The sequence below is a fragment of the Halobacteriovorax sp. genome (genome assembly GCF_048381875.1).
In the GTDB taxonomy this organism is placed as follows: Bacteria; Bdellovibrionota; Bacteriovoracia; order Bacteriovoracales; family Bacteriovoracaceae; genus Halobacteriovorax_A; species Halobacteriovorax_A vibrionivorans.
Genome location: NZ_JBLXBP010000001.1, coordinates 196,839 through 212,366, shown reverse-complemented (window position 1 = coordinate 212,366; position 15,528 = coordinate 196,839). Strand labels below are relative to the sequence as shown.

Here is a 15,528-nt window from a genome sequence, read left to right as displayed (position 1 = left end):
AAAAGACGTAGATATAATGATTAAAAATTTAGGTGAAACAAAAGATACATATAGCACAATAATCATAGGTGGAGGGATTGTAGGCGCAGGAGTCTTTAGAGACCTTAGTCTTCATGATATCGATTGTCTCATTATCGACAAGAAAGACTTTTCATCACAAACAAGCTCTAAGAGCTCTAAGATGCTACATGGTGGTATTCGCTATCTTGAGAACTTTGACTTCCCTCTTGTTTGGGAAGCTTTACATGAAAAAAACCTTTGGTTAAAAATAGCTCCACATCTTTGCTTTGAAGAAAAGTTCTATCTTCCTATTTACTCTGACTCCATCAGACCTAAGTGGATGATTAGAATTGGACTTTTTCTTTATGATTTATTGTCTAGTTTTGAAAACTCTCCTTATGAGATGAAATCAAAAGAAGAATCAGTTGCAATAAATAAAGACCTAAAAGAACAAGACCTCAGAGGAAGTGGTGTATATCACGACGCTGTCGTTGACGATGCTAGACTTACAATTGAAGTCCTACGAGATGGCGCACTAAATCCGAGATGTCATGCTCTAAACCATACATCACTTGAGAAGTATGAGTTTTTAGAAAGTAAAAAAGTTGCTGTTACTTTAAAAGATGAAATCACCGGTGAATCGAAGAAAATCCATTGTAAGGATATCGTTTTTGCAACAGGGCCATTTACTGACCAGATTATGTCTATGAACAAGGATATTCACTGGGAACCAAAGCTTCTTCCATCAAGGGGAAGTCATATATGGCTTGATAAGGATCGATTAAAAATTGAAACGGCCATCTTACTAACACCTAATGACGGACGAGTTATATTTGTTATACCACAAGGGGATCGTATTCTTGTGGGAACAACTGAATCAAAAGTAGAAGAAGATTACTTTGACTTATCTCCAAGTGATGAAGAGATAACTTATCTCTTAGCAAACCTAAATCAATACTTTCCAAAGGCAAACGTTGAAAAAGAAGACATACTTTCTTCATTTGCAGGAATAAGACCTCTTGTAAAAGATGACTCAACAGCAGCTCTAGGAAAAACAGCAAGAGTACACAAACATTATCAACCATTACATAATTGCCATGTTCTAGTTGGTGGGAAATACACAACATTTAGAACAATGGCACAAGATGTAACCAGAATCATAGTTCATAATCACAAAAAGGCCTATGACCATAGCAAGACTGTAGCGCCATTTCGATTTAAAATGCGCTACAATCCCTTTAAGGATAAAGCAACACAAGAACAAATTGAAGAGATGAAAAAGTATGAGTTTGTTAGGTGTGAAGAAGACCTTAAAAGGCGCTATCGCTACTAAGAAGATAGCGCCTGTATATAATTTAGAATCTTAAATATGCTCCAGCAATTGCTCTAAAACCACTGAAGTCGATAGTGTTGTCCACAGTTGATCCACCAGTTTCAATACTAAATGTAGAAGACGTTGAAAAGTAATCACCTTTTGCATAGAAACCAAAACCAGAATCCATTGTGTATTTAGCACCTGCTCCTGCAAACATATACGTACCAGAACCAGATAAACTTTCAGTTACAGAAGATCCTGACGATTGTGGAATCGCATCAAGAGTTGCTAAAGATAGTCCAAATCCGGCCTCTAAATAAGGTGTTATACGATTTGTTGCAAGTGGATTTGTAAAATGGAAATCGACTGCACCACCAAAGTCTATAGAAGTTGCAGTTGAGCCTGCAATTCCAGTCTCACCAGAATAGTAACCTAAAGTTGCCTTAAGTGAGAACTTTTGAAGGAATGAGTCAGACTTAGCAAAGAAATACTCAAACTCTCCATTAAGTCCAATTGCACTAATTTCAGCATCAGTAGCATCACCAACATTATCATATGTTCCAGACAACATATTTAGGCCGGCCGAGATATTAAAGGCCATATTCTTATCAGATAAAATCTTACTAGGAGTGCGACGCTCGATACTTTGATCACTTGCAAAACCGGTTGTCTTAATTGCATCTAGTTCACTTTGTTCATCATAAGATGCTCTTGGTGTATCTTGTACAACTTGAGTTCGAGATGAATTTCTCTGTCTTTGAACATCAACAGGCTCTCCCATCTGTCTTCCGGAAGTTGCGGCCTGAAGAGATTTTGTACGGTCTTCAGTTAACTTAACAGGAGAAGAGATTTTAAGATTAGCGACCTTATCAACGTGAATCTCATTTGGTTTCACAATTCGATAAATACTCCATACTGAGCGTGATGGTGTAGCACGAATAACGACACCTCTAGCAAAGACACCTGTAGTAATAAAGAGTTTTGCATGATCACCTACAACAAGGCCATCTTCTAAGCCTCGATTCACTAGAATTGTTTTCTTAGTATCTGAAGTTTGAAGAATTCTAAAAGTTAATTTCTCATCAATATCTAATGCACTTGCGCTGAATAGGCCAAGAAGGCATATCAGAGAAATAATTAATTTACTAAAACGTCCTGTCATACTTATCCCTTAAAAAAACATACTTAAACTTGCTATTAATTTTATATTATTTACTGTTTGATTTAATGTGTAATTACTATCGTCACTACTATCTATCTCACTAATCGGGTTTAAACTTAAAAGCTCATAATTTAACTTAGCTCCAATTCCCCATCCGAACATATTTCCTTGTTCATAGTCTCTAAAAGAAGATAGTCGTGTCTTTACCCCTAATGTAATAGAAGGTAAGGCCACCGACTCATAATCATAACTATACCCATTTAAAAAGCCAGAAGTTGCCTCACCTACGCCTCGTTTAATACCAAGGCCAACATAGGCCTGAAGCTTATTTCTGATATATGGGGTATTATAGAAGTAATAATTGATATGAGCGCCAATATTTGTAAATGTCATCCTGGCGTTTACTCCACCAATATCAACATTTAAATTTGTAGCATCAAGGCCAAAGTCAACACTCCACTTACCTAGTGCTTTGTGGGCGCGAATTAAATGAAATTCATAACCTATTGCTAGCCCGTAACCAAGATTTTGATGATTACTATCAGAATCAGAGTAGTTAGCAAGTAAGTTTGAAATAAAACTAAATTGTACCTCATTACCACTTTCAATCGCTAAAACGTTTTCTCTTCTAAATTTTTCACGAGCAATACCTGAAGCCTTGAGATAATTACTTAATTGCTCTGAGTCCATATCCGCTGACCACAAAGGCCCTTCTTTATTAAGAGCTGCTTTAGCAGAAGGAGTAACACTATTTTTTGCTCGCTCTCTAGCTAGAGTTTCATCCATTGTATTTTGAATCGAAAGTGAAGATGTTGGGCCAGTAAGACTTCCCCTTCCGTTATAATACATTTCTTCGTATCCATCTTGCTTAGATGAGATCTTTGATAATTGATTCTGGTGCTGTGATCCTAATGTAGTATCTAAGTCTTCATCTGATAAACGTGAAACATCAACAGGACTTAACTTTGAGTTAATATACTTATACTTTAAGCGGCCATCTTCTACGATAACTTCATTACCGTCTTTTAACATCGATTTTTCTGTAACTTTATAGGTTGTATTATCAGTAAAGTCAGAGTCGTAGTTCTCCTCATTTGGAACTTCTTTTTCTTGGACAAGATTTGCAGGAACAACGCCATCTATTGCATAACGATTATTTCGTTTAACATTTTTAGACTCAAATGCTTTAACATTATAAACAGGCTTCTTTTTACTTCGTCCAGATTCACTTCTAGAGCGAATTTGTAGGCGAATAAAGTCATCTTTTTTGAAATTAGATCGATTTAATTTATCACCAGAAATAGTTTTGAAATACCAACTTGATGAGCGATCAGAAAGCTTAAGCAATTCAATACTACCAAGATAGATGAACTTTGGTTTCTCAAGCGTTCCAAGCTTTATAGAAACATCAGCAACATCACCAGTCTTTAGGCCCGCTACTTTTCCCACATCAAGCTTAACGCTTCGGCCACTCTTACTAAGTGCAATAACTTTGGCCCCCATCATGGCGAGTGAATTGAGCTGAAAAAAAGCAAGCACGGTAATGATAAAAAATTGTTTAGATTTCTGCATATATTTAATTATAACGAATGGAAGTATTTGAAACAATATGGTAGAGTATGTATATTTTTACAAAAAATGCCACAATGCATCATGCATTTCGGAGGAAAACATGGCCAGAAGAAAGAAAAAGCTTCAAATTTTCAAATATGAATGTCAAATGACTGGCGAAATCTATAAAACGACTAAAAAAGCAGATAATCCAGATGATTTAGTTAGCGTAAATGCATATTACGACATGCATCCAGAAGAAGATGATCGCCCAGAAGAGATCAAAAAAGAGCTTGGAATAGAATAATACAGATTAAAACGGAGATTAAGCAATGGCACACCACAAAGTCATTATTATAGGATCAGGTCCAGCAGGTTATACTGCGGCCCTTTACGCATCTCGCGCAAACCTAGGCCCACTTGTCATCGAAGGACATGAGCCAGGTGGTCAACTAACGACAACTACTGATGTCGACAACTTTCCAGGATTTCCAGAGGGAATCATGGGGCCAGATCTAATGGCAAATATGAAAAAACAAACACAACGCTTTGGAACTGAATACCTGAGCGGTTTTGTCACAGATATTGATACAACTAAGCGACCATTCAAGCTTACTGTTGATAGCGACAAGGAATACACTGCTGATGCTGTTATCGTAGCAACAGGAGCATCTGCAAAGTACCTAGGTCTTCCAAATGAGAAAGAACTTATTGGTAAAGGTGTTTCTGCATGTGCAACTTGTGATGGATTCTTCTATCGTGATCAAATTGTTCACGTTGTTGGTGGTGGAGACACTGCTATGGAAGAAGCTACATTCTTAACGAAATTTGCTAAGAAGGTATACGTTGTCCATAGAAGAGATGAGCTTAGAGCTTCTAAGCCAATGCAGCAAAGAGCATTCGATAACGAAAAAATTGAATTCGTATGGGATAGCGCTGTTAAAGAAATTATCGCTGATGACTCTGGTGTAAAAGCGATTAAGGTTGAAAACCTTAAAACTGGTGAAGTTACAGAGCGTGAAACTGATGGCCTATTTATGGGGATTGGACACAAGCCAAATACTGATTTCTTAAAAGGAAAAGTAAAGCTTGATGATCATGGCTTTATTATCACTGCAGGAAAGCACCCTGATACAGATGTTGAAGGTATTTATGCTTGTGGAGATGTTCAAGACTCTTACTACCGCCAAGCAATTTCAGCGGCCGGTTCAGGTTGTGAAGCTGCAATTCGCGCAGAAAGATTTCTAGAAGAAAACGAATAAATATATAAAGTGGCCTAGTTTAAACTAGGCCACATTATTTGATAGATATAATTCAACTCGGTCAACTGTTTCATTAAATAACCTCTTAACAACGACACTTCCATTTTCTAATCGATTTACAACATCATCATAATCAATCAGCATTTCACTTGCTACTGATTTAAGCCCAACAGCACCATCCTTAAGTTTTTTAGCAACATAGAAGTAAAGATAGAGATCCGCACACTCTTGGTTACTTAGATCATGCTCATCAAATGCCTTTATATTGAGATCATTTGCATCTATTGAAATTTGAGGTTGTCCTTCATTTTCAAACAAAGGTGTAATGTCGCTAGTTCTAATGGATAAGCTTCCACTACCTTTATTAAAAATCATAAGCCTTGCAATACATGCCTTAAGCTCAGCGATATTTCCTGGCCAATCGTAGTCAATGAGCATTTGAGCAACTTCATGAGATAATCTTTTTTTCGTTGTATGATTTTTAAGACTATATTGTGAGATAAAGTAATTAGCAAAGAAGATAATATCCTCTTTTCTTTCATTTAAAGAAATCGTTTTGAAAGAAGGAATATCAATTTCTTCAATATATTCACTACCTGTAAAAAGAAGACGAAAGCTCTCCTTATTACCAACTTCATTGATAATATATTTTGCTGTTACTATAGAAACTTTATCAAGGCCTTTAAAGATAACATTACCATTTACAACCTTATCTCGAATTCTTGCAATCCTAAGATCAACGGCCTTCTTATCCATTTTACTAAAGCAATTGATAATCTCAACATGCTGATTTTCACTACTTGAACTTTTTGCAATCTTCTTACAAAGGTGAAATTTTCCACTTCCTTCATCTCCGTACACATAGACAGGTGTTTTTATATCATGCCCAGAATATTGCTCGAGGAATGCTTGTGCTTTTTTAGCAAATAAACTAACACCTAAAGAAGTATGAAAAGCGACATTTGTATCGAGGTTTTCACTTTCATAATCCAGCTGATTGGTTACCTCTGCATTATTATAGAAATATAAAAGCCCCATAACTCTGGCCAAAAACATTGCCTGCTTTAAATCATTGTCAGTAAATAACTCACCTTTTTCCTTATTTGAAAAATTTAAAATTCCAAAGATATTTTCGTTATGATCAAAAATAGGACACATCATATAAGTAGAAATTGTCGTATTATTTACAACTTCATACATATTAAAAAACTCATCACTTGATAAACTTTGAGAAAACTTAGATTTAATACCACGTGGGTTATTGTAAAGTTCCTCTAGGATTCCAACGATTGGATACTCAAGCTCCATCACGTCACTTGTTTCAAAATCAAACTCACTAAAAGTCTGTTCATCATGGCCAACAATAAAAATACGAGCATCTTTGGCCTTTACTATTCTTTGAACTTCAATAACAAAGAGTTTTATCAATTCAATTTTATTATTATAGTTTTTAAAGATTTGAAAAAGGTCTAAGATCATGGAAGTTGAAACTTGCTGATCTTTATCTGCTTCACTATCTGGTATCGTACTGGAATCAAAGTTTCCTGCAACGGCCTCGTTTAGAACCATATCATACATAAGGTCTCTAAGACGTAAACGACTCATGGATGCAACTAATTTAGTCATTAAGTCCATGATATTTTCAACTTCGTATTCAACAAACTCAAGGCCTAAATAATTATCACCACGATTATTAAAGTTAGGACGGTAACGCCTAAGCTTTACAGTTTGTAATAATCTAATATTTTTATAAATAATTTCAACCTTAAAGACAGTGCTATCAACGTATTCACCTATTAGAATACCAATTCCAGTTGTTGAAATATTATCTAGCTTTACCCTAAATGCATTAGAAGTAGAGTCTCCTACCATTTCATATAAGATACACTTTACCTTATCTGACTCTTTTAGTTTTATTCGATAATTACGTAATTTCTTCAATTTCTGACCTCTTGTACAAATATTATCGACCTACAAAGTTGCCAACTTTAACGACTGAATAAGGAAATATCGAAATTTATAAATATTTAATAAGCTTTACTCATTAAAGCTATAAACTCTCTACTAATATGCCCGATAAGAAAGATATTACATTACTATCTATTTGAGGAAAAATTGCGTTACAACATCCAAAACTATAAGTTTTTTAAGTCTTATCGCTTCCCTATCCATGAAGGGGATAAAGTTAATGCTGAAGTAATTACTTTTGAAAGAGAGAATGTAAAGACTAATAATGTACAAATAGACTCCATCAATCTTTCAGGCCTAAACTTCATCAGCACTCAAAAGTACTCAATAGGCGAAAATGTAAAAATTAAAATTAAAACAAATAGAATATTTAATAACTGGGACTTTGAGCTAACAGGTAGAATTATTCGATCATTTATCTATTGTGAAGATGTAACAAAAACAATATATGGGATTTCAATCTCACCTGATTCACAAACAACGGTATTAAAATATTTTTTAAAAGATTTCTTATCACACTACAAGACTGCAAAGTTAAAAGATAAATTATTTCAAATATGTCAAAATAAAATCAAGATCTCAAAAGATGATGGCGTTGAACTCTTCTCTCTTTTTCAAAGCTTAATTGAAAGGGCCTTCAAGGGAAAACTAACAACAATCCTGTCTGAGCTACCAACGATTTTTCATTGTGAAAATTATCATATCTATTTATTTAACTCTAAAACAAAAGACTTTGAGGTTGATCATACAAATAGTGATCACACACTACTTGGAAAAACATTCAATGGACTATTGAATGAGGCATATTTCAACAAAGTCATCATTAATAAATCATTCAATGATCAAAGTGCAACTGGCGTAGATTTTGATATTAAAAATATCCTCCTGGCACCGCTAGTGAATTATAATGGCGAAAGTATTGGAGCTCTTTGCCTTTCAAACACACTTTCAGGTGATAAATTCAATATTACAATGCTTGAAAATATCAAGATTGTCTCGGGATTGATTTCATACTTTTATAATTCAAAAAATAATTCAGGTCTTGAAACAGTAAAGAACAAATTACCTAATCATTATATTTTCTCAGATCGTAGCCATACAGGACTTGCGATTATAAACACTTTAAACACGATAAAGAACACAAGGGAAAATCTCTATATTCACGGCGAGACCGGTGTTGGAAAACTTGAATATGCAAAATATGTTTGTAGTGAGAACTCTTTGATAATTGATTTTAAAGAATCAGAGAATCAAAGTTTTGAATTTATTGAGCAAGTATCAAATAATGGAATTAACGACTTAATAGTAAAAAATATCGAAAAGCTCTCTTTAGAAAATCAGGCGATTTTTTATAATCTTATAAGTTCATTAAAACTTAGAATTATAACCATTGCATCAAATGACTTAAAAGCCTTGGAGAAGAATGACTATATCCTTACAGACTTATATAATTATATTACAACGGTGAAATTAAATATTCCTCCCCTAAGATTAAGAAGGGCCGAAATTGTTGAGATTGCTCAATACTATATTCAATTTGAATGCAAGAAAAGAGATATGGAAAATAAGAAAATATCTCAAGAAACAATTAATAAATTAGAATCTGCCAAGTGGGATATAAATAATCAAGAACTTCATGCACTAATCGTGAAGGCCATATTAAAGTTAAACAAAAAGACCGACAACAGCGAACAAGTACTTCAGATACCTATTAAAGAGAGACAAAGTGACACTATCATTGACAGCGACAAAAATAGTCAACTACAAGAATATATTCTAAATACCTTAAATTCTTGTGATAAATCCGTAGCTTATAGCAAAACCGAAAAGATATTTGTTGAAAGTTTAATGACAAAAAAAGCATCTTAATTTGGAATTGAATTTGACAGACCGACTGCAGTCTTGAAATAATTTTATTATCAGATCACGGATCGATCTGAGAGCTAAAAGATTAGCGATGTATTTTAAAATTTAGCAAAAGACCAAGGAAGGTGACGAAATGAATAACTCTAATTCAAATCAAAGTATTCTCAATTACAACACCCTAAATGTTTCACTAACAAGACAAACAAGAACATGTTTTGTAACAATTGCTAATGACCAAAAGTTTTTTAATACATCGACATACCTAAAAGAACTCGAAGACTTATTTGACTGGCTTTCTAATAAAGTAGAAATCAACTCAGTCGTTTTTAAATTTGCAAGTGAAGATATTGAATTATTTAAAAAAGAAGAACTAAGGTTTTTTGATGAAAAAACTCTTGGTAATACTTTACAACTTCTTGCCCGCTTAAGCTGGGCCCAAGTTCTTCTACCACAAACAGTATTGTGGTCATTTCAAAAGTCTGCTTGTCCATTTAGCCTTGAGCTAGCAATGGGTGGTGATATTCGCTACTGTGCCCCATCATTTAGTGTAGCATTTGATCAACTAAACAAAGGCATCACACCGATGGGTGGTATGAATACATTAACAAATGAAAAAGGAAATAGCGCAAAGATTATGCAATTTCTTCTTTCATCTCAAAACGTTGGTGCAGACGCCCTAATTAGTGCAGGCCTAATCGGAAAAACACTTTTTGATGAAAACGAAATTGAAGATATTGTCTCAAGAATTGCGAAGCAATCTCCAATGGCAAGAATTCAAACAAAGCGTTCATTTAATAATGAGCTGATCAAAAAGATGGAAGAAGTACTTCTTGAAGAGATCACTTTTGCTAATTCAACAATAGCTACTGGCGACTTCAAAAATTATGCAAATGACAAGAAATTCACTAATCCTAGAGAGTTTGCAAGAGTATTAAGAGACTCTCCTACAGTTGCAGAGGCCATGTAAGGCTTCTGCTGCAATTAAATCTTAATAAATTGTCTTAAACAGGACGAACTTCATTGCCTTTAAGCTCTTGTGGAAGATCATTTAAATTGGGGGCAAGTCCTAATAAGAAGCCACCGCCACCAGCTCCACAAAGTTTTAAATAGAAACGATCAGTTTCTAGGCCTTTAGTCCATAAGTCACGATAGAGAGCAGGAATCATTGGATTGAAATGTTCAAATTGAAATGCTGACAATTCCTTAAACTTCTTCCAAAGTGCCTCTTTATCATTATTAATATAGTGTTGGATACACTCATCTGAAATTGGCGTTAAAACGCGATCACATAGATAAGCAAAGTCTTTTGACGAGCATTTCTCCATAAAGAGATTAACAAGTGGCTCTGTTCTTCGAGCACGTCCTGTATTTAGTAGAAATACTCCTGGCCCATCTGTTTTCTTATCAAGAAATACTTCTGTAAGTTGTTTCTGACTATCAATTAACAGTGCTACATTTAAATAACTAATGAGCGGGTCAACCCCTGAAGATGATCCATGAAAGTGAGATTCCATCTCCTTAAAACATTCTTTTAGAAAAGAAATATCATTCTTTTGATCGTCCTGAATTTTAGCATAGCGATCAAATACAGCAGCACAAAGAGCACCAGAGCTCCCAACTCCATAGCCTTGTGGAATTGTACTTTTAAAACGTAGTCCACTTGAAATATCAAATGAGAAAGACTGATGATCAAAATCAAAGCTTAGATTGCCTTTGTCATGTTGTTGTTTAAGATATTGCGAAAAAGCAGTTAGCTCAGAATCAATTCCAGCGCCTTGCTCATCAGGAAAGTTTAGTTTTCCATCAAAAAGAGAATAAGGCATTGCCAAAGCCTTTGAAGACCTAATGATACTATATTCTCCAAAGAGTAGGATTTTAGCGTTAAAAGAATTACCACCTTCCATAACTGATCCCTACTTATCTTTCTACGATCACACCATTACCCATATGATCATGGATAACAAGAGAGTCGGCACATAGAGACTTAACTTCTTGCTCGATGAACTCTTTGGCCTGCTTCTCATCTTTTTTAAGATACATAATATGTACATTAGGACCAGCATCTAAAGTAAAGCAGATTGCACAATTTGTTTGAGCTCGAAACTCTCTAATACGATTTATAATTTCTAAAGTATTAGGCTCCATTAAAATAAAAGATGGATCAGAATTCATCATAAGCCCATGAAGCTCTAGGGCCTCACTTTCAACAATTTTTGCAAAAGTATTAAAGTCACCTGTTTTAAGAGCAAATAGTAACTTATTAAAGTTATTACTAGCATTCATAAAACGTGTCTTAGCAAAAGGATGCTCATTCATAAGAGCATGACCAGCAGTTGAACTTACTGACTTTTCCTTGCTACTTACAATTGCGATTGAATCACAAATTCCTTCAAAGATTTCATCAAATTGATCGTGAACGATAGCGTAGTCTTGAGAGCTACCAAGAACTGACTTTCCCCAGATTGCCATCTTTGGGTATATCGATCGGCTCGCACTTCCTGAACCAAGACGGGCCATGAATGAGGCCTTCATTAAATAATATTCTTCATCATGGTCTTCATTTGTAACGACTTTTTCTATTTCACAAAGAGCACTTGCAAAGTTGGCCATTGATGCGGCCGAAGAAGCGATACCAGAAGAGTGAGGAAATGAGTTGTGAGAATCCATTTCAACTTTGATATTTTCTATAAAAGGAAAAACAACAGCGGCCCTTTTAAAAAACTTCTCTACCCTTTGCTTAAATTTATCATTTGGTTTTGATTCAAATTTAAAATCAAGTTCAAATTCCGAGGATCTTTGAATTTTATATGTCGTTTGAGTATAAGCATTATTTAAAGTTACACTTAAAGAAGGGTTTGAAGGTAATTGCTCACCGTACTTTCCCCAATACTTTATCAAGGCAATATTTGATGGACTCTTAACTGTAAATTCAAGTCCATTATCTAATTTATCAATATCAAAATCAATCAGAGTAAAATTAGTGGACATTTTTAATTTCACTTGGTGTTTGAGTTTCAACAATTAATTCACGATATGGAATACAAACTTTCAGACCTTTTTGATCGAAGTAGTTTTTCACATACTTGCGTGGTCCATTACTTGAAGCAAGAATAAAGTCCCCACCCCATGCACCTAGAGATTTAATTTCCCCATCAAAATCACTAAAGGCCTCTTTCTTAATTGGGCTAAGCTTAAGATGAGAACTTACGATATCTTCATGAGCACGGATTAAGAAATTAAATTCTTCTTGAGTATTTGCAGTGGCCATCTGCATAGATAGTTCACTGATTGTATTAATAATCTCTGGCGAATGTGGACGTAATTCATTGTAATACTCAATAGCATCACGAGAATTCTTCTTGTGTCCAAGATAAATGAAGAAGAGGTTATTTTTAAAACTTGGATTAAATTCGATAGGAGACCAATTTGGTCCTTCTCCACCTTTTTGATAAATAATTGGCTCTTCACTTTGTGCACATGCAATATCATACCCAGAACCACCTAAAGTATTAAAGGCAAGTTCAAATGGCGAAATCATGGCCCAATCAGCAATATTATGAATTAAAGTAGAAGAAGACCCTAGTCCCCATTCAAGTGGGAAACCGAGTTGTGTTACAACATGAACATCAACACCATCTCTTAAGAAGTGCTTATTCTGTCTTCTTGCTTGTCTTAACATTTGTTGTAAGACAATCATCTCTTTTGTAGGGTTTTCATTTAAAATATTAAAATGCCAAAATTCAAAAGTTACTTCAAACCAAAGCTTTCCAGCTGGATCATAGGACTTCCAATATAACTTAGGATCAAATGAAGAAGAGTATTGAACTCTTAAAGACTGCCCTACTGTAGTAGGTAGGCCCAGTGCTTTAGCACCATCTAAAACAAAGTATTCCCCAGAAAGCAGAAGCTTTCCGTGGCCAAAATATAATTGGCCGTTTTTAGGAAGCTCAAGAAATTGCTCACCTTCCAAATACTTAAGGATATTATTACTAGTGTGTGTTGTGTTCATAGTCCCCTAACTTCTTAAATTATTTAACTCTTCTCTTACTGCGCTAAATGAAACAACCTTATCAGCAAAATGATTAACAATTTGCTCTTTCTCAGTTGTTGTTGCTTCAAGTTGTCCCAGAATATTCATCAGGTGCATTTTCATATGCCCTTTTTGAATCCCACTTGTAACAAGACTTTTAAGGGCCGCAAAATTTTGGGCAAGGCCAACTGTTGCAGCAATCATCATTAGCTTATTAGCACTTGGTCGCTCTAAGATATCAAGAGACATCTTTGCTAGAGGATGGAGTTTTGTCAGTCCTCCAACCGTTCCAAGGGCCATTGGAATATCAATTTCAAAATAGAAGTTCCCGTTTTCTACTTTGCAATTTGTTAGTGATCGGTATTGTCCATCACGAGCTGCATATGTATGTCCACATGCTTCAACTGCTCTGAAGTCATTTCCAGTTGCTATAACAACTCCATCAATCCCGTTAAAGATTCCTTTATTGTGAGTTGTGGCACGGTGTGGATCAATATGAGCAATTCTCACTGCTCGTGCAAATTTTGATGCGAAAGTAGCAGTATTCATACCAATCGATTTTTCAGCAAGATCCTCAATTGGACATTCAACCCATGCTCTCACACGACAATCAGGCGTATAATTTGAAAGTATACACATGACGACCTGTACATCTTCACCAAGCGAGTCTTCAAGGTACTTACCAACAGCTTCTAGAACTGAATTAATAAAATTAGCACCCATGGCATCGCATGTTTCAAACGACATTTTTATTTGATAATAATTTTCTTCTTTATCTGTTAGATCAACTAACTCAATAGATCGTACTCCACCACCACGCTTATCCATATTTACAGTGATTGGTGCAAGTGAATTTAGGATATCGATCTTCTTATCTTCAAAAAAAGATTTTAAGCTCTCTTTATCTCCTTCGTAGATAAAGTGGACCTGGCCAATCTTTTCGCTTGCAATAACTTCGGCCTTGAAACCACCGCGAGTAGACCAAAACTTTGCGGCCTTTGATAATGCTGCAACAACAGAACTCTCTTCAATAACCATTGGAACAGTATAAACTTCGTTATTAAGAACGAAATTAGGAACTAGGCCATACGGTAGATAGAAATTTGTAATTGTATTTTCTGAGAACTCATCAAAGGTAGATTGTAGCTTCTTATCAGAATGCCAAAATGAAAGTAATTGTTCTTTCACTTTTTGTGCATCGATATTCTGATCTTGGCCATCATTTGATAAGCGGTTTGCAATAAACTGGACCTTTTGTTCTTTTGATAGTTTTGAAAAACCTTGAATCAATTTCAATGTTCTCTCCTCACACTAAGAAATGAATTAGCAAAGTTAAGGCCTTTTTTAATTTCCCTAACTTGTTGCTGAACACTCTCATAATCCACCATAGCAGTTTTTAAAAACTCACTTGCCATGGCAAAAATAGCGCATCCTTTGGATAACTTACATAAATAATGGCCATCTAAATATGACTTAATCCCACCAGAGATTATAAAATTCTTACACTTAGCAGCACTACCTAACTCGTCAATTAAATCGTTGGTCATATGTACCATTTCAAGGGCAGTATGGCCAACATGACACAATGGTTCATGAACTGTTAAGTTGTTAGAATTTCTAAGATATTCTAATTTTGAGAAGTTTGTCCCACCAAATGAAGCAAACTCGATCGCACATAGGTTCATCATCATTAGGGCCTTTAGAGTACGTGGCCCCATTCCCTGTCCAACTTCTTTTACAATTATTGGAAACTTAAAATATTCAACACAAGTTTCAATCGTTTCAAGAGGAGCTCTTTTAATGATATCCCCTTCTGGTTGAAACCATTCTTGGGAAGGGTTTATATGAATGATCAATCCATCTGCATTTAATTTAGTGACGAGACGATCCACTTTTGAAAGTTCATTCTTATCAATTAACTCTTCTAATTGAGCAATACCTAGATTTGCAAAAACAGGTGAATTATTGGCCAGGGACTTAACGTGAAAATCATCAAGGAATTCATCGCTATCGAGTAACTTACGGCAAGAGCCAAGGCCCATCCCAATACCGAACTCTCCACATGCACGGGCCAGATTCTCATTGATCTTACCTGCAATCCCAGTTCCGCCAGTCATGGAAGAAATCCACAGTGGAAGCTTTAAACTAAATCCTGCAAATTCAATTCCTAGATCAAGCTTTTGAGCATTACCGCTGAAAAGAGGCTCATAATAGAATCTCTTATCACTTGTTGCCGCTAGAGTTTGTGATTTTGCAGTTAATTGAATGTGCTCAAGCTTACGGTCTTGAGTGGCCGATTTTGTGTTATTCATACTAGTAATTCTGGCAATTTAGCAGATTTTATCCAGAGCAACAAGAAAGGTTTTTATCAAAA

13 protein-coding genes are annotated in these 15,528 nt (G+C 35.3%); 5 read left to right on the top strand and 8 right to left on the bottom strand.

Going from position 1 to position 15,528, the window contains the following annotated elements:
* Nucleotides 1-16 precede the first annotated feature (16 nt).
* Nucleotides 17-1,333: a glycerol-3-phosphate dehydrogenase/oxidase gene (locus tag ACN5L8_RS01010; RefSeq protein WP_115362451.1), complete on the top strand. Its 1,317-nt coding sequence runs from the start codon at nucleotides 17-19 to the stop codon at nucleotides 1,331-1,333.
* A 22-nt stretch (nucleotides 1,334-1,355) separates the two neighbouring features.
* Here ACN5L8_RS01010 and ACN5L8_RS01005 read toward each other — a convergent pair whose 3' ends face one another.
* Complete coding sequence (locus tag ACN5L8_RS01005; RefSeq protein WP_115362449.1) at nucleotides 1,356-2,477, bottom strand: hypothetical protein; 1,122 nt, start codon at nucleotides 2,475-2,477, stop codon at nucleotides 1,356-1,358.
* Nucleotides 2,478-2,486: 9 nt separating this feature from the next.
* The gene (locus tag ACN5L8_RS01000; protein ID WP_162929602.1) at nucleotides 2,487-4,049 is read right to left on the bottom strand and encodes a hypothetical protein; all 1,563 of its coding nucleotides are present in this window, start codon (nucleotides 4,047-4,049) and stop codon (nucleotides 2,487-2,489) included.
* A 100-nt stretch (nucleotides 4,050-4,149) separates the two neighbouring features.
* Between ACN5L8_RS01000 and ACN5L8_RS00995 the strand changes: the two genes are divergently transcribed.
* Together ACN5L8_RS00995 and trxB are read left to right on the top strand one after the other, a co-directional pair.
* Nucleotides 4,150-4,335, top strand: coding sequence for a hypothetical protein (locus ACN5L8_RS00995; RefSeq protein WP_115362444.1), 186 nt, complete (start codon nucleotides 4,150-4,152; stop codon nucleotides 4,333-4,335).
* Nucleotides 4,336-4,360: 25 nt separating this feature from the next.
* Nucleotides 4,361-5,290 (top strand): thioredoxin-disulfide reductase, encoded by a 930-nt coding sequence (gene trxB, locus ACN5L8_RS00990; RefSeq protein ID WP_115362442.1) that lies wholly within the window; start codon nucleotides 4,361-4,363, stop codon nucleotides 5,288-5,290.
* 24 nt (nucleotides 5,291-5,314) lie between these two features.
* On the opposite strand, the gene ACN5L8_RS00985 is transcribed toward trxB, so the two are convergent.
* Nucleotides 5,315-7,231, bottom strand: coding sequence for a hypothetical protein (locus ACN5L8_RS00985; protein WP_419172041.1), 1,917 nt, complete (start codon nucleotides 7,229-7,231; stop codon nucleotides 5,315-5,317).
* A 174-nt stretch (nucleotides 7,232-7,405) separates the two neighbouring features.
* Between ACN5L8_RS00985 and ACN5L8_RS00980 the strand changes: the two genes are divergently transcribed.
* A complete protein-coding gene (locus ACN5L8_RS00980) occupies nucleotides 7,406-9,127 on the top strand; it encodes a hypothetical protein (RefSeq protein ID WP_419172040.1) in 1,722 nt (573 codons plus the stop codon).
* Between the two features lie 130 nt (nucleotides 9,128-9,257).
* Nucleotides 9,258-10,091: an enoyl-CoA hydratase-related protein gene (locus ACN5L8_RS00975; RefSeq protein ID WP_115362436.1), complete on the top strand. Its 834-nt coding sequence runs from the start codon at nucleotides 9,258-9,260 to the stop codon at nucleotides 10,089-10,091.
* A gap of 34 nt (nucleotides 10,092-10,125) precedes the next feature.
* On the opposite strand, the gene ACN5L8_RS00970 is transcribed toward ACN5L8_RS00975, so the two are convergent.
* The 5 genes from ACN5L8_RS00970 to ACN5L8_RS00950 are packed head-to-tail and all read right to left on the bottom strand — an operon-like array spanning nucleotide 10,126 to nucleotide 15,466.
* On the bottom strand, nucleotides 10,126-11,028 hold the full coding sequence (locus tag ACN5L8_RS00970) for a mevalonate kinase (protein ID WP_115362434.1): 903 nt from the start codon (nucleotides 11,026-11,028) through the stop codon (nucleotides 10,126-10,128).
* A gap of 13 nt (nucleotides 11,029-11,041) precedes the next feature.
* Nucleotides 11,042-12,112 carry a diphosphomevalonate decarboxylase gene (gene mvaD / locus ACN5L8_RS00965; RefSeq protein WP_120404749.1) on the bottom strand — a complete coding sequence of 357 codons (1,071 nt, stop codon included), beginning with the start codon at nucleotides 12,110-12,112 and terminating at the stop codon, nucleotides 11,042-11,044.
* Nucleotides 12,102-13,133, bottom strand: a complete 1,032-nt coding sequence (locus ACN5L8_RS00960) for a GYDIA family GHMP kinase (protein ID WP_419172039.1) — start codon at nucleotides 13,131-13,133, stop codon at nucleotides 12,102-12,104. The genes mvaD and ACN5L8_RS00960 overlap by 11 nt, the downstream gene beginning before the upstream one ends.
* Before the next feature lie 6 nt (nucleotides 13,134-13,139).
* The gene (locus ACN5L8_RS00955) at nucleotides 13,140-14,450 is read right to left on the bottom strand and encodes a hydroxymethylglutaryl-CoA reductase, degradative (protein ID WP_419172038.1); all 1,311 of its coding nucleotides are present in this window, start codon (nucleotides 14,448-14,450) and stop codon (nucleotides 13,140-13,142) included.
* A complete protein-coding gene (locus ACN5L8_RS00950) occupies nucleotides 14,447-15,466 on the bottom strand; it encodes an isopentenyl-diphosphate delta-isomerase (protein WP_419172037.1) in 1,020 nt (339 codons plus the stop codon). The genes ACN5L8_RS00955 and ACN5L8_RS00950 overlap by 4 nt, the downstream gene beginning before the upstream one ends.
* Nucleotides 15,467-15,528 lie beyond the last annotated feature (62 nt).